The organism is Novosphingobium endophyticum (assembly GCF_014640675.1).
Classification (GTDB): Bacteria; Pseudomonadota; Alphaproteobacteria; order Sphingomonadales; family Sphingomonadaceae; genus Novosphingobium; species Novosphingobium endophyticum.
The window spans coordinates 37,181-57,879 of sequence record NZ_BMHK01000003.1 but is presented as its reverse complement, the minus strand read 5'-3'; the positions used below and the strand labels follow the sequence as shown (position 1 = coordinate 57,879).

The following is a 20,699-nucleotide window of genomic DNA, read 5'->3' as shown; positions in this document are numbered from 1 at the left end:
GCCGCGCATGATCGGCCACCTCTTTCCTTTTCACCCGAACTCGTTTAGGGGCGCGCTCTTCGCGGCCGGGCTTGCCCGATGCGATTCCCGGCGGGAGGGCGCTTGTCGCGTCCGCTGAACCGCTAAACATGAGCGTTCGCTTGGGCGGGCGCGACAGTGTGAAAGGAGTGGCCTCATGGCCAAGAAGATCGAAGGTTACATCAAGCTGCAGGTGCCTGCCGGCGCAGCCAACCCCTCGCCGCCGATCGGCCCTGCCCTGGGTCAGCGGGGCGTGAATATCATGGAGTTCTGCAAGGCCTTCAACGCCGCCACGCAGGAGCTCGAGAAGGGCATGCCGATCCCGACCATCATCACGGTCTATGCGGATCGCAGCTTCACGTTCGTCACCAAGACGCCGCCCGCCACCTTCCTCATCAAGAAGGCCGCCAACCTCAAGTCCGGCTCGAAGGAGCCCGGCAAGGTTTCTGCCGGAAAGATCGCGCGCTCGAAGCTGACCGAGATCGCCGAGATCAAGATGAAGGACCTGAACGCCAACGATATCGAAGCGGCTACCCGCATCATCGAAGGCTCGGCCCGCGCGATGGGCCTCGAAGTGGTGGAGGGCTGATTCCATGGCAAAGCTGAACAAGAAGCTGAAGGCTCTGACCGAAAAGCTGGGCGACAACCTGAAGCACTACCCCGTGGGCGAAGCGCTCACGCTGCTGCGCGACCTGAAGACCACCAAGTTCGACGAGACCGTTGAAGTCGCGATGAACCTGGGCGTCGATCCGCGTCACGCCGATCAGATGGTGCGCGGCATGGTCTCGCTTCCCGCCGGCACCGGCAAGACCGTCAAGGTCGCCGTGTTCGCCAAGGGTGACAAGGCCGAAGCGGCTCTTGCCGCCGGTGCGGACAAGGTGGGCGCCGAGGACCTGATGGAAGACATGCAGGCCGGCAACCTCGACTATGATCGCGTCATCGCCACGCCGGACATGATGGGCGTCGTCGGCCGTCTCGGCAAGCTGCTCGGCCCCAAGGGCCTGATGCCGAACCCGAAGCTCGGCACCGTCACCCCGAACGTCGAGCAGGCCGTGAAGGACGCCAAGGGCGGCCAGATCGAGTTCCGCGTTGAGAAGCAGGGCATTATCCACGCCGGCATCGGCAAGATGTCGTTCTCTGACGAAGACCTGCGCAAGAACTTCGACGCTTTCGTCGACGCGATCGTCAAGGCCAAGCCCTCCGGCGCTAAGGGCAAGTACGTGAAGAAGATCTCGTTGTCCTCGTCGATGGGCCCGGGTCTCAAGATCGATACGACCGAGGTCGCCGGCGCCTGATCCTTTCGGGGCCGCACGAAACAGCAAAAGGGCCGGCGGGGGAAACCTCGCCGGCCTTTTTCGTTCGGCGGCCGCGCGCCAGTATCGTCAGGGGCCCGGTGCGATTTCGGGATGGCGATGGGTGGGGCCTGCAATCTTCCCCCGTTTACGGACCGCGTGTTCCGTAGTATCGGACGTGCTGTACACCTGTTCAGCACAGTGCCGGGAGAAGCAGCCGCCATGGCCATACGTTTCGAAGACATAAAGGAATTTATCGGCTCGCGTGTGTCGTGGGATGATCGCGCGGACCTGTTCACGCCCGAGGCCGCCAGACTGATTCGCGAGAAGGTGGAGGAACGCACGGTGCTCGTGTTTCCCGAGGTGAACCTCACCGACGAGGAGCAGCTCCGGATCACGCAGCTCATGGGCGAAAAAGTCCGCCTCACCGCGCGCAACAACGTCCAGAGCAACGACGAGGACGTCTATCAGGTCACGCTGGACGAGAAGATCAATCCGCAGCCCGAATATGTGCTCGGCACGTTCTTCTGGCACATGGATGGCATCACCGTGGACATGCCGCCGCCTTTCGCGACGCTGCTGTCCTGCCGCATCGCGCCGGACAAGGGCGGCGAGACGGAGTTCGCCAGCACCTATGCCGCGTTCGAAGGTCTGCCCGAGGAAGAGAAGCAGGCGCTCGAGGGGCTGAAGGCGGTGCATTCGGTCAAGGCCAGCCTTTCGCCGATCGCTGACGCCATCCCCGAAAAGCATCGCGACCGCGTGCTCGGAATCGGGCTGGTAAAGGAGCATCCGATCGTCTGGACCCATGCCTCGGGCCGCAAGTCGATGGTGATCGGCACCACCGCGGACCATATCGTCGGCATGGATATTCCCGCCGGCCGGGCCATGTTGATCCGCCTCCAGGAATGGGCGGCCCAGCCCGCGTTTTCGCTGCGTCACAAGTGGAGCAAGGGCGACTTCGTGATCTGGGACAACACCGGGGCAATGCACCGGGCGATCCCCTACGACAAGTCGACCGGGCGCATGATGCACCGGACCTCGATCGCCGGGAGCGAGGCTATCGCGGCCTGAATGCCTGCCCCTTCGGCTGCTCTCAGCGGCGGCCGGCGAGGTTCGCCGTGGTATAGCACTCTATGAGATAGGCGAGGGGGCGCCCGTCCGGCAGGACAAGCATCGCCAGGTGGGTGGAGATCGTCCCTTTGGGGCAGTTCTCCGCCCGGCCCGGCACGATTTCCAGGGGCCGCCGGCGAAACCGCAGGGGGGCGACGACCTTGCCGAACGGCGTATCGCTCCTGCGCAGCGTCTCGTTCATCTCCGGCGTCAGGCGGGAAGGGACGTACCAGTTCCAGGCGACCGAGAGCACGGTCTGTCCGCAGCGCAGCTCGACGTTGCGCATGGCGAAAGTCTCGCCGGGATCGAGATCGAGTTTGCTGCGCATGGAGCGCGGCGGATCGTTGCCGGCGGCGCTCACGCTTTGGGCGGTGATACGCGCCGGATCGGCAATTCCCCGGCTGGAGCACCATTCCTCAAGCGCGAGCGTCGCGCTGTCATGCCTGCGCAGCACGGCCTCGAATTCGTCGAGCGTCGGTTGGCCGCTCATCGCGCTCGCCGTTGCGGCAAGGGACAGCAACAAGTCAGATACCTCCCGGAACCGCCGGTTTGCCCATGCCTTCCAGTTCCCGCATCAGCGCGCGGGTGCAGGCGGCCAGATCTTCGGCGTTCACCGAGCGGATCACGAAGTTCGCGCCGGTCTTGCCTTCCGCCCAGAACGGATAGGAACCGATCTGGCAGGTTTCGAACGCCTTCTCCGTCTCGCGCAGCAGGTCCGCCACGTCGCTTTCGCCCACCCAGCAGCCGATCGTTTCCGAAAGCAGGGGCGCGCCGCCTTCGAGCTCGCCGGATAGGGCGTCCAGCATGCCGGCCGTGATGCTGGGCACGCCGGCCATGATGAAGATGTTGCCATAGCGGATGCCCGGGGCGCCGGTGTAGCGGTTGGGTATCAGGCTGGCCCCTTCCGGTGTGCGCGCCATGCGCAGGCGGGCCGCGGTGAGACCGCCGCGCGTATCGTAATACCGTTCCAGTATCGCGCGGGCATCGGGGTGGACGATTACCGGCACCCCCACCGCCTCGGCGATGGCATCGACGGTAATGTCGTCGTGCGTGGGACCGATGCCGCCGGTGGTGAACAGATAGTCGTTGCGCGCGCGCAGCGTGTTGACCGCCTCGACGATCGCCGGCGTATCATCGGCCACGACGCGCACTTCCCTGAGCCGGATGCCCTGAACCTGCAGCCATGAGGCGACCTGCGCGATGTTCTTGTCATGGGTACGGCCGGACAGGATTTCATCGCCGATCACGACAAGGGCGGCGGAATAGATTCGCGACGAACTGGGCATGGCGACTGGCTAGGACAATTGTGCGGCCAGGGCCAGACCCTCGCGCGTGTCTCGAGCCGAAGCGCGGGCTTTCATCGCCGACGGACCTTCAAGGCGCGAAGCGCCGAAAAAATGGGCCGGTCCGAAGACCAGCCCTTGGAAGTTTTGGGAGAGGATGCCTGAAAGGCCCCCTCCATATGCGCGTCCGGCCCGAGTCTCGCAAATGCGAAAACTTTTGTACCGGTTGCACGCTTTGCAATTGTAGTATCGCATAGCCGATGGCCTCAGCCCCGGCCGATGGCTCCGTAAAGGTCGTGTTCGTCGGCGTCTTCGATCAGAACCTCGACGATATCGCCGACCTGCAGGCCATTTCCGACATCGCGCAGGAAGACATTGCCGTCGATTTCGGGTGCATCCGCCTGCGATCGGCCGGTCGCGCCGATATCGCCGTCCTCGTCGGGCTCACCAATTTCGTCGATGATGACGGGCAGGGTGCGTCCGACCTTCGCGGCGAGCCTGGCGGCGCTGATCGCGGCGGTCTTTTCCATGATCCGGGCGTAGCGCTCTTCCTTGACCTCGTCGGGCACGGGGTCGGGCAGGGCGTTCGCGGCGGCACCGGCCACGGGTTCGAACCGGAATGCGCCAACGCGGTCGAGCTGGGCTTCGTCCAGCCAGTCGAGCAGGTACTGGAAATCCGCCTCGGTTTCGCCGGGAAAGCCGACCACGAAGCTCGAGCGGATGGCGATGTCCGGGCATATCTCGCGCCAGGCGCGGAGCCGTTCGAGCACCTTGGCCTCGTTCGCCGGCCTCTTCATCGCCTTGAGCACGGATGGCGCGGCGTGCTGGAAGGGAATGTCGAGGTAAGGCGTAAGCAGGCCGTCCGCCATCAGCGGGATCACCGCGTCGACGTGCGGGTAGGGATAGACGTAGTGCAGGCGCGCCCATGGCCTGCGGCCTTGTGCATCGGTGAGCTGGCCTAGCTCGCGAGCAAGATCGGTCATGTGCGTGCGCACCGCGCGGCCTTTCCAGGTCCGCTCCTCGTGACGCACATCGACGCCATAGGCCGAGGTATCCTGGCTGATTACCAGCAATTCGCGCGTGCCGGCCGCGACCAGCTTTTCCGCCTCGCGCAGCACGGCGTCGATGCGGCGGCTGTCGAGCTTTCCGCGCAGCTGCGGGATGATGCAGAAGGCGCAGGCGTGGTTGCAGCCTTCCGAAATCTTGAGATAGCTGTAGTGGCGCGGCGTCAGCTTCACGCCGGCCTCGTCATAGGCCTGGGGAATCAGGTCGAGATACGGCCCGAGGTCAGGCGGCGCGGCATCGTGCACGGCCTCGACGACGGCCTCGTACTGATGCGCGCCGGTGACGGCGAGGACGTCGGGGAATTTCGCGCGGATCGATTCCGCCTCATTGCCCATGCAGCCGGTGACGATGACGCGGCCGTTTTCGGCCATGGCCTCGCCGATCGCGGCCAAACTTTCCTCCTTGGCGGAATCGAGAAAGCCGCAGGTGTTCACCAGCACCACGTCGGCCCCGGCATAGTTCGGGCTCATCGTGTAGCCGTCAGCGCGCAGGCGCGTGAGAATGCGCTCGGAATCCACGAGCGCCTTGGGGCAGCCGAGGCTGACCATGCCCACTTTGGGCGGGGAGGGGAGTTCTATGGCCATGGGAAGCCGCGCCCGATACGCCAAATGGCCGGTCGAGTCACGAATTGAATGAAGATCGGGTTGCGCGATTGCCCACTTGCACATGGTGCAGCGCCCTGCGAGAATTGCCGGGGACGAATTTTCAACGAGATAGCGTCAATGAGGGAACGGAGCTTGCCATGGGACCTGTGAACTGGCTGGCGGTGTTCCTCGCCGCCGCGATTGCAGTGGCGATCGGGCTCGTCTGGACCGGCCCGTTGTTCCGTACCGGCCGCCAGCTTCTGCCGGGCAATTCCGTACGGACCGGCAATTTCACCGCAGTCGGGATCGTGTTCCTCATCAGCGCTGCCATGCTTGGCCACAATTTCGCGCGGATCGGCGGTGAGACGCTGGACGCGAGGCCGTGGCTCTACTTCATGCAGACGGGCGGTATCGCCGCGGCTTTCGTGATCCCGGCCGTCTGGCTTACCCAGGCGCGCAACCGCACCGAACCGTTGCGCAGGGTGATCGACTGCGCATTCTGGCTGGTCGCCTATCTGGCGATGGGGCTGGTGTTCTGGGTTCTGGGCTGATCAGCCCGCCAGATCGTCGTTGTGTGTGATCTCGACGATGACATCGCCCGGTTCGAGTGACTGCGCCGCGGGCTCCCAGAAGCCAATGGCGCGCTCGCCGCGATAGATCCTGAGGCCTTTTCCGGTCGCGATCTGCTCCAGCGGCCTGCCCAATTCCTCGGCACGCACGTCGCGCTCGACCAGTTGGACGCGGCCGGTGACGGAAGCCAGGTCCGAGAGGTATTCGGAGATGTGCCGCCCTTCCGCCGATCCTGCCAGTAGCAGGCCGGTGAAGCGTACGGGATTGATGACGTTGTTCGCGCCGGCCTGACGGGCGAGCAATTCGTTGTCGTTGGCGCGGACGACGGCGGTGATCGGCACGCCGGACGCCATGTGCCGCGCGGTCAGGATGATGAGGATCGTCGTGTCGTCGCGTCCGGCCGAAACCAGGATCGAGCGGGCCTTACCGATGCGCACCGCTTCCAGCGTCTCGTCGCGGGTCGCGTCGCCCTCCATGACGTTGCAGCCCATGTTCTCCGCCAGGACGAGCCGCGCGGAGCTGGGGTCGATGACGACGATGCAGGAGGGATCGGTGCCGCGCGCGATCAGTTCCTCGACGGCTTCCGAGCCGCTGACGCCGTAGCCCAGCACGACGATGTGATTCTCGAGCCGTTCCTGGATACGCTTCATGCGCCAAGTCTCCCAGCTGTGCTTGATGATGAAGTTGTAGGCGGTGCCGACGAAGATAAAGATCACCGCCAGCCGGATGGGCGTGACGATCACCGCCTCCACCAGACGCGACCTGTCGCTCACCGGCGCGATGTCGCCAAAGCCGGTCGTGGTGATCGAGATCATCGTGAAATAGACGACATCGAGGAAGCTGACGACGCCGTCGTGGGCGTCCTGCAGCCCTTCGCGGTCGGTCCAGTGGACGAGAACCACGATGGAAATGAGGCCGAGGACGAGGGCCAGCCGGATCGAGACATCGGCCCACACCGGTACCGGGAGGGCACGGCGGAGCGGCTTGAACAGCGCCGGATTGTGCCGCCTTTTGTACATGCCGTCCGGCTATGGAGCCTTGGGAAGCTCGCCCGTCGGATCGACAGGCTTGCCGTCCTTGCGGACCTCGAAATGCAGCTCGTTGCCCTTGGCGAGGCCGGTGTTGCCGACCAGGCCGATCCGCTCGCCCGCCGCGACTTTCGCGCCCTGCTTCACGGTGATGCGGCTGAGGAAGCCATAGGCGGTGAACCAGCCGGCGCCGTGATCGAGCACGACGAGATTGCCGAACTGTTCCTTTTCCTGGCCGGCGAACTTGACGGTGCCGGCAGCGGCGGCGCGGACCATGGCTCCCTTGGGCGCGGAGATGTCCAGCCCATCGTGATAGTTCGAACCGGTGCTGTATTCGCGGCGGATGGACCCGTTCACCGGCCAGAGGAAGCGCGATGTGACGGCCGCCGGGCTGGCCGTTGCCGCCGCGACCGGGGCCGGCGTGGCGGCAGGCGTGGCGATGCCGGCTACTGGCGGATTGAGCAGGGTGGGGATCAGCAGGTTCTGGCCGACCCGCACCGGCGCTTCCGGATCGATCCCGTTGGCGGTCGCGATCTGCTCCCACGGAACCGCGTACTTGTAGGAGATGGAGAAGCCGGTATCGCCGGCCTTGACCTCGTGGCGGCGCGTACGCGGGATCTTCAGTTCCTGCCCAACCCTGACGGTGAAAGGCGGCGCCAGGCCGTTGGCTTCCGCGATCAGTACGCGCGGAACTTTGGCGCGCGCGGCGATGCCGCCGAGCGTTTCGCCCGGCGTGACGATGTGGAGGGTCTCCTCCTCGGGCGGAGTGCCGGTGGAAGCGCGCGCGGGGATCGTTCGCGCTGCTGTCCGTACCGTCGCCGCGCTGCCGCCGGTCTTGCCGGGGAGGCGCAGCTTCTGCCCGACGCGCACGATGTAGGGCGGCTCCAGCCCATTGGCCTCGGCAAGCGCCTTGGCGGAAACGCCGCTGCGGTTGGCGATGCCGATCAGCGTCTCACCGGAGGTCACTTCGTAAAATCCGCCGGCCCCGGCAGGCTCAGCTCCATCACGCGGGATGGAGAGCTTCTGGCCGATCCTGACCACATAGGGCGGGTCGAGGTCATTGGCCCTGGCGATTGCCGCGGGCGAGACTCCGGCGCGATTGGCGATCCCGTTGAGGGTCTCGCCCGGCTCCACCACATGAACGGCCCCTTCCGCCAGAGCAGGTGAGGCGGCGGCGGTCAGCGCGGCCGCGGCAAGGAAAAGGACGTGGAGCCTCATGCCTGATAGCGTTCCACCAGCGCCGCGATCGAGGCGTCATGCGTGAGATCGATCTGCAATGGCGTCACCGAGACGTATCCTTCCGCTATGGCCTCCAGATCAGTGTTATGGCCGGGCGTATGCTCAATCCCGTGTAAACCAAACCAGTAATAGGGAAAACCGCGCGGATCCATGCCTTCCACAACTGAGCCGCGCGCGTAATCGTGAAAGCCCTGCCGGGCGACGCGAATGCCCTTCACCTGCCCGGCGGCGAGCGGCGGAAAGTTGACGTTGATGAGCGTGCGCGGCGTGAAAGGCATGTCGAGCATCGGCTTCAGGGTCTTTGCCCCCCATTCCTCGGCGGCGGAGAAATCGACGGCGTTGCCGACGCCTTCCTTCGAATAGACCTGGCTGAGGGCAACCGAGCGGATGCCGGCCAGCGCGCCCTCCAGCGCGGCCGAGACCGTACCCGAATACGTGACGTCGTCGCCCAGGTTGGCGCCGCGATTGACGCCCGAGAGGATCAGGGCGGGCGGCTCGGGCATGACCTTGCGCAGGCCCATTGTCACCGCATCGGTCGGCGTGCCCGTCACCGAGAAGCGGCGCGGCGCGTGCTCGCGCAGGCGGATCGGACGGGTCAGCGTCAGGGAGTGACCGGCGCCCGACTGCTCCTCGCTCGGCGCGCAGATCCAGATGTCGTCGGAGAGCTGCGCGGCGATCTTTTCGAGGACATAGAGGCCCGGCGCGTTGATGCCGTCGTCATTGGTGAGGAGGATGCGCATTGGTTCTTGTTCCTTCGTCACCCGTTTTCTCGTCACCCTGAACTTGTTTCAGGGTCTATCTCTCGACTCGAACCGACGGGCTGATCGGCACAATGGATCCTGAAACAAGTTCAGGATGACAGCGGTGGAGTGGGCAGTCGGCCCGCATGTTCAGCCCTGTGGCGCCAACCTCTCGATCCCGCCCATCCATGGCCTCAGCACGTCCGGCACCGCAACCGAGCCGTCCTCCTGCTGGTAGTTCTCCAGCACCGCGACGAGCGTGCGGCCCACGGCGAGGCCCGAGCCGTTGAGCGTGTGCAGGAACTCGGTCTTCTTCGAACCCTCGGGCTTGTAGCGCGCGTTCATGCGCCGGGCCTGGAAATCGCCGCAGTTGGAGATCGAGCTGATCTCGCGGTAGGCCTGCTGGCCCGGCAGCCAGACTTCGAGGTCGAAAGTCTTGCGCGCGGTGAAGCCCATGTCGCCGGCGCAGAGCAGGACCTTGCGGTAGGGCAGCTCCAGCGCCTCGAGGATCGCCTCGGCGGCCCTGACCATGCGCTCGTGCTCGGCCTCGCTCTCCTCGGGCTTGCAGACGGCGACGAGTTCGACTTTCTCGAACTGGTGCTGGCGGATGAATCCGCGCGTATCCTTGCCCGCCGAGCCGGCCTCGGAGCGGAAGCAGGGGGTGAGGGCGGTCATGCGCAGGGGCAGGGCCTCGGCATCGACGATCTGTTCGCGCACGGCATTGGTCAGCGAGACTTCGGCGGTGGGGATGAGCCAGCGGCGAGTTGGAGGTGACGGCAGGGCGTTCCACACCTGGTCGTCAAGTACATCTGCCTCCAGGTGGAATCGTCCGTCCTTCTTCGCCTCGTCAAGTGCGTCTTGCTTGAACCCTAAATACTCGCGGTAGTCCAATGATAGATCGGTTCCGAAGAGATCCTCCTCGAACTTCGGCAATTGCCCCGTCCCGAAAACCGCATCGTCCTTCACCAGCAGCGGCACGTTGCATTCCATGTAGCCGTGGGCGCCCGTCTGCGTATCGAGCATGAACTGCGCCAGCGCGCGGTGCAGGCGCGCCATCTGGCCTTTCAGGAACGTGAAGCGCGCGCCCGAAAGCAGGGCGCCGATCTCGAAATCGAGGCCGAGGGCCGGGCCGATGTCGGCATGTTCCTTGGGGGTGAAGGTAAACTCGCGCGGGGTGCCCCAGCGGCCCACTTCGACGTTCTGCGTCTCGTCCTCGCCGTCGGGAACTTCATCGACCGGCAGGTTCGGCAGGCGGGCCAGTTCGTCCTGCAGCCGCGCGGTCAGTTCCTTCTCCTCGGCTTCGAGCGCGGGCAGGGTTTCCTTGAGCTGGGCGACTTCGGCCTTGAGCGCCTCAGCCGTAGCCGTGTCGCCCTGGCCCATGGCCTTGCCGATGGCCTTGGAGGCATCGTTGCGGCGGCTCTGGCCTTCCTGCATGCGCGTCGCGACGGCGCGGCGCTGCTCGTCGAGCGCGAGGATGGGGGCGGACAGCGGCTCCACCGCGCGGCGGGCAAGGCCCGCGTCGAAGGCGGCCGGGTTTTCGCGGATGAGGCGTATGTCGTGCATGGCGCCGGGCTATGCCGTCTTGGCGAGTCCGGCGCAAGCGGGAGATTTGCGAGGCTCTTGCGCGCCGTTCCTCGCGGGCGGGCGAGGAGGCCCCCGCGTTCAGTCCTCCAGCGCGGTAAACCGGAAATCGCGGAACTTCGCTTCGCCGGGGCCGGCCGCATAGAGGCCCGTACGCAGCATCAGGAAGCCTCCGCGCACATTGTGATGGTATCCCGAAACTTCCATGCCGCGGTCGAAGCGCGTCCACGTCTTCCCCCCGTCACCCGAGGTGTGGAAGGAAACGATGTGGCGGCGATTGGTCACGCGCATGCGCATGCGCCTGCCATGGGGGTTGGCGGGGCGGGTGCGCTCGATGCCGTACTGGTGGGTGACGAAGCGGGCCTGGTCGAAGCCGAGACCGGCATAGAGCTTGTCGTCGTAGAACAGCAGCAGCCCGGCCCGCCCCTCTTCGGAGACCTCGATGTCGCATTCGAACTGATAGCTGGTATCGCCGGCGATCAGCAGCAGCGGCGAACCGCTCGAAGGGGCGATGCCCCTGCCGGCAAGGTGCAGCGTGTTGCCCGCCACCCGCACTCTGCCGGCTTCGTCCAGTGTAGGACGGAAGAAGGACCATTTGCTGCCCAGGGCCAGCGGCTGTGAGAAATCGTCGGAAAGCGCGAGGCCGTGGGGGAGCAGCGCCTTTCCGCCTTTCGGCCTGGGCAGCGGGCGGGACAGGTCGCCGCCGGTCATGCGGAACCAGCCGTCATCGGTCCATTCGACGGCATCGAGCAGGCACTGGCGCCCCAGCGTCCAGAAATCCGCCTCGTACCCGTGATAGAGTGCGTACCAGCGCTTGTCGGGGCCTTCGACCAGCGAGGCGTGACCGCGCGACCACCAGGCCTCGGACATTTCCTGCGTGCGCACCAGCGGGTTGCCGGGATGCTGTTCCCAGGGGCCGTGGATGGAGCGTGAACGCGCCGCAATCACCATGTGCCCGGTCGGCGGCCCGGCGGTGCCGCCGACGGCGGTGAGCATGTAGAACCAGTCGCCGTGGCGGTGGATCTTGGGGCCTTCGGGAGAGAAACCCTCGACGTCCCAATCGTCCGGGTAGCGCCAGGGATCATAGACATGTTCGACGTCGCCCGCGAGCGAAAGGCCGTCGTCGGACAGGCGCACCCGGTCGCCGCCGGAAAGGAACAGCCAGCGTGAGCCGTCCTCGCCGACGACGTGGCAGGGGTCGATGTGATGATGAAGCCCCAGCGGCACGGGGTCGCTCCACGGTCCGTCGATATGATCCGCCCAGATGACGTGAATATCGTTCGGATCGGCCTTTACCGGGATGTAGAGGAAGTAGCGCCCCCGGTGCTTTTCCAGGCTCACCGCCCATACCGAACCGATGTTGCGGTGAAGCGCCGCGTTGCGCGGCCGCCAGTTCACCAGATCGCGGCTGTGCCAGATGGTGAGGCCCGGATAGGAATCGAAGCTGGAGAAGGTGAGGTAGTAATCCTCTCCGTCCTTCAGGATCGCCGGATCGGGCCGGTCGCCCGACAGGACCGGGTTGAGGAACGTCCCGTCGCTGAGATCGGGCACGCGCTGGTTGTCCAGCCCGCGCCGCCATCGGCGCGAGGATGCCGGGGCGGGCAGGAGGAGGGGGTTGCCCGCCCCGGCTGCGGCGACCGCGTCAAGCGGTGCCGACATGGTTATTGCCCCGAGCAGGGCAGTTTTCAGGGCCTCGCGCCGGTGGAGAGGCATCAGCCGAATCCCACGCCGCGCGCCCAGGCCCGCCAGAGCTCGGGCCAGACTTCGACGGGTTTGCCAATCGCCTTGCGCAGGCCGAAGCCGTGGCCGCCGCTCGCGAAAAGGTGAGTCTCGACGGGAATGTCGCGCGCCTTCAGCGCGGCTCGCAGGCGCATCGCGTTTTCGACCGGAACGACGTCATCATCCTCGGCGTGGAGGAGGAAGTGCGGGGGGGCGCCTGCCGGCACGTTGCGATCGGGCGAATGGGCGCGTTCGCGTTCGCGGCTGGGCGATGGTCCGAGCAAGAGCTGGCGGGAACCGGCGTGCGCAACCGCCGGGTCCATACTGACCACCGGATAGACGGGCGCCGCGCAGAAGGGTTTGGCAGAATGCCTGTCCGCGTCGTCGACCGGTTCGTAGACTGTCGCGGCAAAGCGCGCGGCCAAGTCGGCGCAGAGATGACCGCCCGCGGAAAAGCCCATGGCTGCGACCCGTTCCGGTTCCAGCGCGAAGTCGCGCGCCCGGTGGCGGATCAGCCGCATGGCGCGCTGCGCGTCGGCAAGCGGCGTGTCGGGGCCGCTAGACCAGCCCTCGCCGGGAAGGCGGTAGAACAGGACGAAAGCCGTGAACCCGCGCGCCGCGAGCCAGCGCCCCATTTCATAGCCCTCCTTGTCCACGACCACCCACCTGTAGCCACCGCCGGGCGTGAGCAGCACCGCCGCGCCATTGGGCCGGTCCGGACGGAACACGGCCATGCGCGGACGGGTGATGCCATAGACCGCGCGGTCGGAGACGAGACTGTCAGTGGAGCGTTCGTTGACCGTTTCAACCAGCGGCCGCGCCAGCGCCGCCGGCGCGCCGCCGGGCCAGAGGTCTATCGTTTCGACCGGCTGCGGCAGGCCGGGCGGAAGACCGCCGGAGGAAACGGGCGGCGGGGTTTGTGCCCCCGCCGCCGAACCCCGTAGGCCCAGCGCGGCGATAACCGATGCCGCCATGAACTGTCGACGCTCGATGGTCATGCCTGCATTCTCCTTTCCGCTCTTTCCGGGCCTGCGGTGCATCTTCAGTACTTGAATCGCGCGCCGAACAGGAACGTGCGCCCGTAGTGGTTGTTCTCGTAATTGCGGTCCGCGTCCCAGTCGGTAAAGCGGTAGCGGTAGGTGTCGAGCAGGTTGTTGCCTTCCACCGAGAGTTCGACCCAATCGGTGAGCTTGTAGCGCACCGAGGCGTCGAGGTTGGTGGTCGCGCCGAAACCTTCGAGCAGGTTGCCGGTGCCGCTTGCGCCCTCGTGATAGCGGCCGCGATAGCTTGCCATGACGCGCGCGGAAAACCTGCCGTCGTCGTAGTAGAGCGTGCCATTGAAGGCGCGCTTCGAGACGTTCTGGAGGGTGTTGGTCACCGTCACCCTTGTCAGCGGTCCGCCGGGGACCGTGGCCGGTCCCTGCAGTTCGTATTCGGCCGTCGAACTGATGAAGGTTGCATTCGCAAGGATGCCGAAGTTGCCGAGGAAGCCGTCCACGAAGGCGTTGAACGGGATCTGGGCGGCGATTTCCCAACCACTGAGCGTGGCGCCCTCGCCGTTGACGGTGGTTGCCAGAGTCCAGCGCGGCTCGAGGAGCTGCGAGGGGTTGAGCGCCGCGGGCGAGGAGGGGGTCAGCGCCGAGACCGGTGCGCCCGTCTCGGCGTATGTCAGGCCGGTGCGCGAATCGGAGCGGGTGAAAGTGTGGACGTCCTTCTTGAACCAGGCCACCGAGAGCACCGCCTGCGGAGCGAAGTACCATTCGACCGCGAGGTCGTAGTTGGTGGCGCGGTAGGGCTCCAGGAACGGGTTGCCCGTTGTTACGCGGTAGTTGAAGCCGTCGGCCGAGCCGCCTGGGGTTAACGAGCCCAGAGAAGGCCGCGTCACGACATCGGCGATCGCCGCGCGAATGATGAGGTCATGGCGCGGGAACAGCGCCAGGTTGGCGGAAGGTAGCCAGTCGTCATAGCTGCGCTTGACGGAACTCTGCACGCCGCTGACGAGACCATAGGAGCTTTGATCCGTCTTGACGTAGCGCACACCCGCGTTGAGTGCGTACTCAACCCCGAGAAGCTCGCCCTTGCCATCGACCTGGAAATAGCCACCCTTGGTGGTTTCCTGTACGCCTCGGGTATTGCCCGCCTCGACCCTGAGCTCGCGGTCATAAAGACCGGTGAAGTCCGTCGTCGCGTCAAGGTTCGGAACCAGCCATGAGTTGGTGTTGCCCGAAGGCTGCCCCGCCCTGCCGAGGTTGAACAACTCCGAGAGGGCCGAAGTGACCGGGAAGCCGTAGACGGCACCGGGACCGAACGTGCCGCTGGGAGAGCAGGTGAGGGTTCCCAGAACCCGGTCGAGCCCGCCGTTGCCGCAGACGGCCGTATCGCGGCTGAAGCCTTCCGTGTCGAAATTGAAGCGCCGCCAGACGCCGCCCGCCTTCAGTGTGAAGCCGTCTGTCACGTCCCATTCGGTACGCAGTTGCACGGTCTTGAATTTGTTGATGACTTGCGACGGGCGGTCGCGGATCTCGGCCAGCTGGAAGTTGGCCGGATCGGTCACGCTGGTGCCGAAGGTCAGGCTCGGGTGCTTCATGTCGGTATAGTCGAACGAATAACCCTGCGCGTCGCGGTCATCGAAGATCATCGTCGTCTCGACGGGGATCTGCGCGTCCGACTTCGAGAGGCCGCCCAGCAGCGTGAAGCGGAAATTGTCGCCGACGTCCTGGTCCCAGGTCGCGCCGAGTTGGTAGAACTCGGTCGAGCTTTTGCGCAGGTAGTGCTCGGTGCGCACCCATACGTCGTTGAGCGTGGCCGAGATCATGTTTCCGTTGTCGTCGTAAACAGGATCGACGACATCGATCGACCGCTCGTTCGAGCGAAGCAACACTTCGCCCCATCTTTCCTCGCGCGCGGCGTTGAATTTGGAATAGAGCCCGTCGAGCGACAGCTTCGTGCGGTCGGTTGGCGCGAACTGGATCGAGCCGGTCAGGCCGAGGCGTTCGCGATCATGGGCGACCTGGCCGTAGCGCGGGATCCGGGGGTGAAAGGCGAGGGCGGCTTCGTCGCAGGTGGCTACGCGGCCAGGAGTGTAAATGCCGCCCGAGTTCGGCCTGCCGGTCAGGTCGGCCTCGCTGTTGGTATAGCAGGCTACCCCGTCCACCGAATCGAACGGCGCCTGCGCCCAGCGGACCGTGTTGTTGCCCAGTTCGTTCACCTTCGTGCGCGAATAGGCGGCCGATATCGAGGCACCGAATGTGCCGGCGTCGTTGCGCCAGCTGACCAGGCCGGCGAGGCGCGGCCCGAGGTCTTTCGAAAGGTCGTTGTACGAACCGACCACCGAAGCCGCCGCCGTCAGGCCCGCCTTGGCCGCTAGCGGATTGCCGGTGTTGAGATCGACCACTGCGCCGAGCGAGCCTTCGTCGAGCGAGGCCTCGGCCGTCTTGTGGACCACGATCGAGCTGAACAGCTCGGACGCGAAGACGTTGAAGTCGAAGGCGCGGTCGCGGTTCGAACTGGCGCCATCAACCGAGGTGGCGACGGTCTCCAGCCCATTCACGCGCACCCGGGTGAACTGCGAGGACAAGCCGCGCACGGTGATCGCACGCCCTTCGCCCGCGTCCCGCTGGATGGAGATGCCGGGAATGCGCTGGAGCGATTCCGCCAGGTTCTGGTCCGGGAACTTGGCGATGTCCTCCGCGACGATGGCGTCGACGGCGGAGACGGAATCGCGCTTGACGTTCAGCGCGGCCTCGAGCGACTGTCGAAATCCGGTAACGACGATTTCTCCGTCGGCCTGTTCCGCGCCGGCATCGGCCACGTCCTGCGCGAAAGCCGTCTGAGGCAGCGTCAGCGCGCTTCCCGCGATGAGTGCGATCTTTAGAAATGAAACTCTGGAAACAGCCTGACGCATGTCCTCATCCTCATGATGGCCGTTGAGGCCCTTTGTGATACCGGTGTCAAAAGGAGTGACGGATATTCCGTTCTTTTCTTGGCAATCCTGATCCCCGCGCCTTGTGGCGCCTCTTGGCGATCCTCAAGAACGCTCTTGCCGGCGTTGGTAACCGGTGTCAATAGTAGTGCCGCAGGTGACCGACCCTGTCAAGAATCAGTATGAACGGGAGATCGACGGTGATTTCACACAGGCCCATAAGCCGGATTTTCCTGGCAATTCTCATGCTCTTTATGCTTCCGGCGACGGCCGTGGCCGAAGGTGTCGAGCCAACGCGGGGCGGCGAAGGGGGGCGAATCATTCGCGTCACCACGCTCGCCAAGGACGGACCCGGATCGCTGAAGGCAGCGGTCGAGGCGAAGGGCAAGCGCATCGTCGTGTTCGAAGTCGGCGGGGTGATCGACCTCGAACGCTCGATTCTGACGATCAGCGAGCCCTATCTCACCATTGCAGGTCAGACGGCACCTTCGCCCGGCGTGACGATCATCCGCGGAGGAATCGATCTCAAGGGCCACGACGTCGTAATCAGCCACCTGCGGGTTATGACGGGGGTCGATGGTCAGCCGCGCCTCTCCGGCTGGGAAGCGGATGCCTTCTCGGCGGTCGCGGCGCACAACGTGGTGGTGGAGCATTGCAGCTTCCTCTGGGCGATCGACGAGAACATGTCGGCGTCCGGTCCTCGCTTTGCGGGCAAGAACCTCTCGGAATGGCGCAAGAACACCAGCCACGACATCCTGTTCCGCGAAAATCTTCTGGCAGAGGGTCTGGCCAACGCCAGCCATCCCAAGGGCGAACATTCCAAGGGCTCGCTGATCCACGACAACGTCACCGGCGTCGTCTTCTATCGCAACCTCTGGGCGCACAACGTGGAGCGTGCGCCGCTGATCAAGGGTGGCGCCCAGGCCTTGCTGGTCAACAACATGATTTACGATCCGGGCCACCGCGCGATGCACTACAACCTGATGAACCTGGAATGGGCCGGCCACGAGTACGTTACCGGCGAGATCACGGCGGTCGGCAATGTCATGCGCGCGGGCAATTCGACCGAACCCGGTCTGCCGTTCCTGATGCTGGGGGGGGACGGCGATCTCGCCTATCACGGGCGTGACAACATCGCGGTGGATCGCTGGGGCAATCCCGCGCCGATGTTCGGCCGCTATGGCGTGACAAAGGCGAGGCTGATCGAAAAGCAGTCGCCGCTCGCCAGCCTGGACGGCTTCGATATCCTGCCCGCGTCCGACCTTGAGACGAGCCTGTTTTCGACCGTTGGCGCGCGTCCCTGGGACCGTGCGCCCGATGACATCCGTGTGCTGTTCTTCGTGGCCGAGGGGCGGGGCGAGATCATCGACGACGAGAAGACGCTTGGCGGCTATCCGCATCCGGCCATGACCCGCGCTCCCTTCGTCGAGAAAGACTGGGATCTCACCGCGATGACGCCGAAATCGGGCATCTATCCGGGCCAGAAGGCGGCCGCGCAGGAGACGCTTACCGCGCGGGACAGGGCCATGCGGGAAGGGGGGAGGACGAAATGATCCTTGCGCTTGCCCTGCTCGGCATGGCCGCTCCGCCGATGGCAGTGATAGACGAAACGAAGACCGTGCGTGAGGAAGCCCCTCCGCATGGTGCGATCGGCATGAGCACCGCCTATCGCATCTCCGACGCGGCCCCGCCTCCGCGCGCGATGGAATTCCGACGCCGCGTGCTTCACCTGGGCGCCGCCGTCGGGGAGCATCCGATCGACCACGACGAGGTCTACTATGTGCTTTCCGGCGAAGGCGAGGTGGTTTCCGACGGCGAGCGCGCGACGCTGCGCCCCGGCATGGCCGCCTACCTCTACAAGGGCGCCGTGGTCGGCATCTGGCAGCGGGGCGATGAGCCGCTTTCGCTGATTATCGCCTATCCCAACCCGGCGGACTGACGCGCGCCTCGCCCGTCAGCTTCCGGGCTGGACATAGGGAGCCAGCGCCCACAATTCGCGCTGCCAGCGGCGGGGATCGTTCTCGACACGCACCGCATCATCGAAGATCATCGTCGCCCGCTCCGGCAGGCGGTAAGGCGTCCAGTCGGCGATGCCCGGGCGCCCGGTCTTCGCCAATCCGGCAAAGGCGCCCATCATCGCCTGGCTCAGCCTTTGCGCAGCCGTGCCCGTGCCCGAATAGCTGCCCGGCGCGTCGAGCGTGCCGAAGACATAAGGGATATCGTCGGTATGCGCGGCCCCGCGCAGCGGATCGAGAGGCGATGGCCGGTCAAGCTGATAGACCCAGGTCGCCTCTGCTCCGGCGGCCGCGCGGGCATCGGCCTCTATCACCTGCCCCGGCCAGGAGCGCCCCGCCGTGGTCGCCGCGTAGAATATGCGCTCGACCGGCCAGTCGGGGTATTGCGCGCGATACTGCGCGCTCACCCACGCCGGATCGAGGTCGATCTTGACCTCGCGGCCGATCCGCTCGGCCAGATTGTCCCACGAAAGGCCCGCCAACCTGGCGCCTCGCGGATCGAGGAAAGCGCGCGTCTCGTCGCGGGTGTTGCCGAGGATCATCGGAACGCCGAGCGACTGCGGCGCGGCATCGGGCCAGAACGGGTGTCGCGGAAGATTGGTCATGTCCAGCACCGGGCCGAAATAGACCGGGCCACCGCCCATTTCCGGATCGGTCGCGCCCAGCCCTTCGACCAGCCGCTCGACCGGCATGGCGCGCAGGCTTTCGACATCGTCAGGCGCCAGCTTGAGCGCGGCCATGAAGGCCTGCGTGCGCGCCCGGGCGTGCATCGGGCCGCTGGCCTGTACCTGCTGACCACTCATCGTCGCCGCCGCGTGAAACAGGCCTCTGGCCTCAGGCATCGCCATGAGCGTGGCGATCTTGGCGCCGCCGCCGGACTGGCCGAAGACCATGACCCGCGCCGGATCGCCTCCGAATGCGGCCACCCGATCGCGAATCCATTGCAATGCGAGGATCAGATCGAGTTGGCCGAGATTTCCGCTGTCGGCATAGCGCCCCCCGAACGGCTTGAGCCAGGCATAGCCGAGTGCGTTGAGGCGATGATTGACAGTCACGACCACCACGTCGCCCCGCGCCGCCAGCTTCGCGCCATGCGTCAGCGGATCGGTCACCGAGCCGCTCGTGTATGCCCCGCCATGGAAATAGACCATGACCGCGCGGCGTGCCGCCGGGTTCGCTTCGGGCGTCCAGACGTTGAGGTAAAGGCAGTCCTCGGACTGCGGCTCATCCTTCATGCCGCGCTGCGGGCAGATCGGGCCGAACGTGGTGGCGGTGACGCCCGGTCCCTCCCACGGTTCCGGTACGGCGCGGGCGAAGCGCTCCGCCCGGCCATAGCGGATGCCCTTGAACGCCAGCACTCCGTCCTCGACCAGACCTGTGTAGCGGCCGACGCGGGGCGCTTTCGCGCTGCGCGCCAGCAGTGGCGACGGTGCGGCGGCCGCAACCAGCGCCGTCGCGCCCGTCTTCACAAGGGTGCGGCGGGTGCAGCGCCCTTCAAGCGGATCGCTGCTCGTCCTAGCGCCGCACATCGCCGCCACTGGCGGAAAAGGCATCGAGTTCTCCCTGTCCCACCCGGCACATGTCGCCCGGTTGCGAATGCTTGAGCACTGTGTAGGCAAGCCCCGCTTCGGCCATGGCGGCGATGTCCGCCCCCTGCAGCCAGCGGTGGAGCACACCCGCCGCGAAAGCATCTCCAGTGCCGATGCGGTCGACGATCCCGGTCACTTCCACTTCGGCCGTCTGGTGGGCGCCGTCGCGGGAATCGACGCGCGCCGCGATGCGGTGGTGCGCGGCATTGACCACATGGCGCGCGGTCGAGGCGATGAATTGCAGGCCCGGAAAGGCCTCGAAGGCGGCATCGGCGGCCTCGCGGCGCCGGTCGGCTCCGTCGCCGAAAAAGGTCTCGCCCAGCAGCAGGGAAATGTCGCGGTGGTTGCCGATCATGATCGCGGCCGATTGCATCAGTCCGGTCAGGATCCTGCGCGGGTCGCTGTCCCAGCTGTCCCACAGCAGTGCACGGTAGTTGCCGTCGAAGCAGATCGGTACGCCAGCGCGCTGCGCCGCTGCCACGGCCGCCTGGGCCAGAGCGCAGCCTTCCGGCCCCAGCGCCGGAGTGATGCCGGACAGATGCAGCAGCCGCACGCCGTCCAGCGCGGCGGCGAAGTCGAAATCGTCCGGAGAGGACGAGGCAAAGACGCTGCCTGCCCGGTCATAGATGATCGACGAAGGCCTGAGCCCCGCGCCGCTTTCAAGGAAATACAGGCCCATCCGGCCGGGCGCGCGGCTCACATGCCTGGTATCGACTCCAGCAGCCGCGACGGCGGAGCGCGCCTTGTCGCCGAGCGGCCCGACCGGCAGGCGGGAGACCAGCTTCACCTCGTGCCCGAGCGAGGCCAGTCCGGCCGCGACGTTCGCTTCCGCGCCGCCCACGACCAGATCGAGCGAATCCGATTGCACCATCAGCCGATGGCCGGGCGTCGCGAGGCGAAGCAGCACTTCGCCAAAGCATGTCACGTGTCCTGTCATGGCGGCG

The 20,699-nt window shown here is 65.9% G+C and carries 18 protein-coding genes; 6 read left to right on the top strand and 12 right to left on the bottom strand.

Going from position 1 to position 20,699, the window contains the following annotated elements; genetic code table 11:
* Positions 1-175 precede the first annotated feature (175 nt).
* From rplK to IEX32_RS03020, 3 genes are all read left to right on the top strand, one after another.
* A complete protein-coding gene (gene rplK / locus IEX32_RS03030) occupies positions 176-607 on the top strand; it encodes a 50S ribosomal protein L11 (protein WP_188768299.1) in 432 nt (143 codons plus the stop codon).
* 4 nt (positions 608-611) lie between these two features.
* Positions 612-1,313 carry a 50S ribosomal protein L1 gene (gene rplA, locus IEX32_RS03025; protein WP_188768298.1) on the top strand — a complete coding sequence of 234 codons (702 nt, stop codon included), beginning with the start codon at positions 612-614 and terminating at the stop codon, positions 1,311-1,313.
* Between the two features lie 219 nt (positions 1,314-1,532).
* Positions 1,533-2,381, top strand: a complete 849-nt coding sequence (locus IEX32_RS03020) for a TauD/TfdA dioxygenase family protein (protein ID WP_188768296.1) — start codon at positions 1,533-1,535, stop codon at positions 2,379-2,381.
* Positions 2,382-2,403: 22 nt separating this feature from the next.
* Here the strand turns inward: IEX32_RS03020 and IEX32_RS03015 are convergent, their stop codons facing one another.
* The 3 genes from IEX32_RS03015 to rimO form a co-directional block, all read right to left on the bottom strand.
* Positions 2,404-2,910: a hypothetical protein gene (locus tag IEX32_RS03015; RefSeq protein WP_188768294.1), complete on the bottom strand. Its 507-nt coding sequence runs from the start codon at positions 2,908-2,910 to the stop codon at positions 2,404-2,406.
* 34 nt (positions 2,911-2,944) lie between these two features.
* Positions 2,945-3,706, bottom strand: coding sequence for a competence/damage-inducible protein A (locus IEX32_RS03010; protein ID WP_188768293.1), 762 nt, complete (start codon positions 3,704-3,706; stop codon positions 2,945-2,947).
* A 263-nt stretch (positions 3,707-3,969) separates the two neighbouring features.
* On the bottom strand, positions 3,970-5,352 hold the full coding sequence (gene rimO / locus IEX32_RS03005; protein WP_188768291.1) for a 30S ribosomal protein S12 methylthiotransferase RimO: 1,383 nt from the start codon (positions 5,350-5,352) through the stop codon (positions 3,970-3,972).
* 158 nt (positions 5,353-5,510) lie between these two features.
* On the opposite strand from rimO, the gene IEX32_RS03000 reads away from it, so the two are divergent.
* Positions 5,511-5,903 carry a DUF1761 domain-containing protein gene (locus IEX32_RS03000; protein ID WP_188768289.1) on the top strand — a complete coding sequence of 131 codons (393 nt, stop codon included), beginning with the start codon at positions 5,511-5,513 and terminating at the stop codon, positions 5,901-5,903.
* On the opposite strand, the gene IEX32_RS02995 is transcribed toward IEX32_RS03000, so the two are convergent.
* From IEX32_RS02995 to IEX32_RS02965, 7 genes are all read right to left on the bottom strand, one after another.
* Entirely contained in the window at positions 5,904-6,941 is a 1,038-nt protein-coding gene (locus IEX32_RS02995) for a potassium channel family protein (protein ID WP_188768287.1), read from the bottom strand. It lies immediately after the preceding gene.
* 9 nt (positions 6,942-6,950) lie between these two features.
* Positions 6,951-8,168, bottom strand: a complete 1,218-nt coding sequence (locus tag IEX32_RS02990; RefSeq protein WP_188768285.1) for a LysM peptidoglycan-binding domain-containing protein — start codon at positions 8,166-8,168, stop codon at positions 6,951-6,953.
* Positions 8,165-8,929, bottom strand: a complete 765-nt coding sequence (surE, locus tag IEX32_RS02985) for a 5'/3'-nucleotidase SurE (protein ID WP_188768283.1) — start codon at positions 8,927-8,929, stop codon at positions 8,165-8,167. The genes IEX32_RS02990 and surE overlap by 4 nt, the downstream gene beginning before the upstream one ends.
* A gap of 150 nt (positions 8,930-9,079) precedes the next feature.
* Positions 9,080-10,492, bottom strand: a complete 1,413-nt coding sequence (serS, locus tag IEX32_RS02980; protein WP_188768281.1) for a serine--tRNA ligase — start codon at positions 10,490-10,492, stop codon at positions 9,080-9,082.
* Between the two features lie 99 nt (positions 10,493-10,591).
* Complete coding sequence (locus IEX32_RS02975) at positions 10,592-12,169, bottom strand: family 43 glycosylhydrolase (RefSeq protein WP_229735840.1); 1,578 nt, start codon at positions 12,167-12,169, stop codon at positions 10,592-10,594.
* Between the two features lie 53 nt (positions 12,170-12,222).
* Positions 12,223-13,227, bottom strand: coding sequence for an alpha/beta hydrolase (locus IEX32_RS02970; protein ID WP_188768279.1), 1,005 nt, complete (start codon positions 13,225-13,227; stop codon positions 12,223-12,225).
* 44 nt (positions 13,228-13,271) lie between these two features.
* A complete protein-coding gene (locus tag IEX32_RS02965) occupies positions 13,272-16,133 on the bottom strand; it encodes a TonB-dependent receptor (protein ID WP_188768277.1) in 2,862 nt (953 codons plus the stop codon).
* Between the two features lie 263 nt (positions 16,134-16,396).
* Between IEX32_RS02965 and IEX32_RS02960 the strand changes: the two genes are divergently transcribed.
* On the top strand, positions 16,397-17,704 hold the full coding sequence (locus IEX32_RS02960) for a pectate lyase family protein (protein ID WP_229735839.1): 1,308 nt from the start codon (positions 16,397-16,399) through the stop codon (positions 17,702-17,704).
* Positions 17,701-18,090 carry a cupin domain-containing protein gene (locus IEX32_RS02955; RefSeq protein ID WP_188768273.1) on the top strand — a complete coding sequence of 130 codons (390 nt, stop codon included), beginning with the start codon at positions 17,701-17,703 and terminating at the stop codon, positions 18,088-18,090. Before IEX32_RS02960 ends, IEX32_RS02955 begins: the two co-directional genes overlap by 4 nt.
* Before the next feature lie 15 nt (positions 18,091-18,105).
* Here the strand turns inward: IEX32_RS02955 and IEX32_RS02950 are convergent, their stop codons facing one another.
* Positions 18,106-19,695 carry a carboxylesterase/lipase family protein gene (locus IEX32_RS02950; protein WP_188768556.1) on the bottom strand — a complete coding sequence of 530 codons (1,590 nt, stop codon included), beginning with the start codon at positions 19,693-19,695 and terminating at the stop codon, positions 18,106-18,108.
* Entirely contained in the window at positions 19,682-20,692 is a 1,011-nt protein-coding gene (locus tag IEX32_RS02945) for a sugar kinase (protein ID WP_188768271.1), read from the bottom strand. The genes IEX32_RS02950 and IEX32_RS02945 overlap by 14 nt, the downstream gene beginning before the upstream one ends.
* Between the last annotated feature and the right edge of the window lie 7 nt (positions 20,693-20,699).

Bases quoted from the DNA above. Each gene is read 5' to 3' on its own strand.
- IEX32_RS03020 (WP_188768296.1), top strand. From the start codon at position 1,533: ATGGCCATACGTTTCGAAGACATAAAGGAATTTATCGGCTCGCGTGTG.
- IEX32_RS03015 (WP_188768294.1), bottom strand. From the start codon at position 2,910: ATGAGCGGCCAACCGACGCTCGACGAATTCGAGGCCGTGCTGCGCAGG.
- surE (WP_188768283.1), bottom strand. From the start codon at position 8,929: ATGCGCATCCTCCTCACCAATGACGACGGCATCAACGCGCCGGGCCTC.
- IEX32_RS02990 (WP_188768285.1), bottom strand. From the start codon at position 8,168: ATGAGGCTCCACGTCCTTTTCCTTGCCGCGGCCGCGCTGACCGCCGCC.
- serS (WP_188768281.1), bottom strand. From the start codon at position 10,492: ATGCACGACATACGCCTCATCCGCGAAAACCCGGCCGCCTTCGACGCG.
- IEX32_RS02995 (WP_188768287.1), bottom strand. From the start codon at position 6,941: ATGTACAAAAGGCGGCACAATCCGGCGCTGTTCAAGCCGCTCCGCCGT.
- rplK (WP_188768299.1), top strand. From the start codon at position 176: ATGGCCAAGAAGATCGAAGGTTACATCAAGCTGCAGGTGCCTGCCGGC.
- IEX32_RS02975 (WP_229735840.1), bottom strand. From the start codon at position 12,169: ATGTCGGCACCGCTTGACGCGGTCGCCGCAGCCGGGGCGGGCAACCCC.
- IEX32_RS03010 (WP_188768293.1), bottom strand. From the start codon at position 3,706: ATGCCCAGTTCGTCGCGAATCTATTCCGCCGCCCTTGTCGTGATCGGC.
- IEX32_RS02965 (WP_188768277.1), bottom strand. From the start codon at position 16,133: ATGCGTCAGGCTGTTTCCAGAGTTTCATTTCTAAAGATCGCACTCATC.
- IEX32_RS02970 (WP_188768279.1), bottom strand. From the start codon at position 13,227: ATGACCATCGAGCGTCGACAGTTCATGGCGGCATCGGTTATCGCCGCG.
- rimO (WP_188768291.1), bottom strand. From the start codon at position 5,352: ATGGCCATAGAACTCCCCTCCCCGCCCAAAGTGGGCATGGTCAGCCTC.
- IEX32_RS03000 (WP_188768289.1), top strand. From the start codon at position 5,511: ATGGGACCTGTGAACTGGCTGGCGGTGTTCCTCGCCGCCGCGATTGCA.
- IEX32_RS02955 (WP_188768273.1), top strand. From the start codon at position 17,701: ATGATCCTTGCGCTTGCCCTGCTCGGCATGGCCGCTCCGCCGATGGCA.
- IEX32_RS02945 (WP_188768271.1), bottom strand. From the start codon at position 20,692: ATGACAGGACACGTGACATGCTTTGGCGAAGTGCTGCTTCGCCTCGCG.
- IEX32_RS02950 (WP_188768556.1), bottom strand. From the start codon at position 19,695: ATGTGCGGCGCTAGGACGAGCAGCGATCCGCTTGAAGGGCGCTGCACC.
- IEX32_RS02960 (WP_229735839.1), top strand. From the start codon at position 16,397: ATGCTCTTTATGCTTCCGGCGACGGCCGTGGCCGAAGGTGTCGAGCCA.
- rplA (WP_188768298.1), top strand. From the start codon at position 612: ATGGCAAAGCTGAACAAGAAGCTGAAGGCTCTGACCGAAAAGCTGGGC.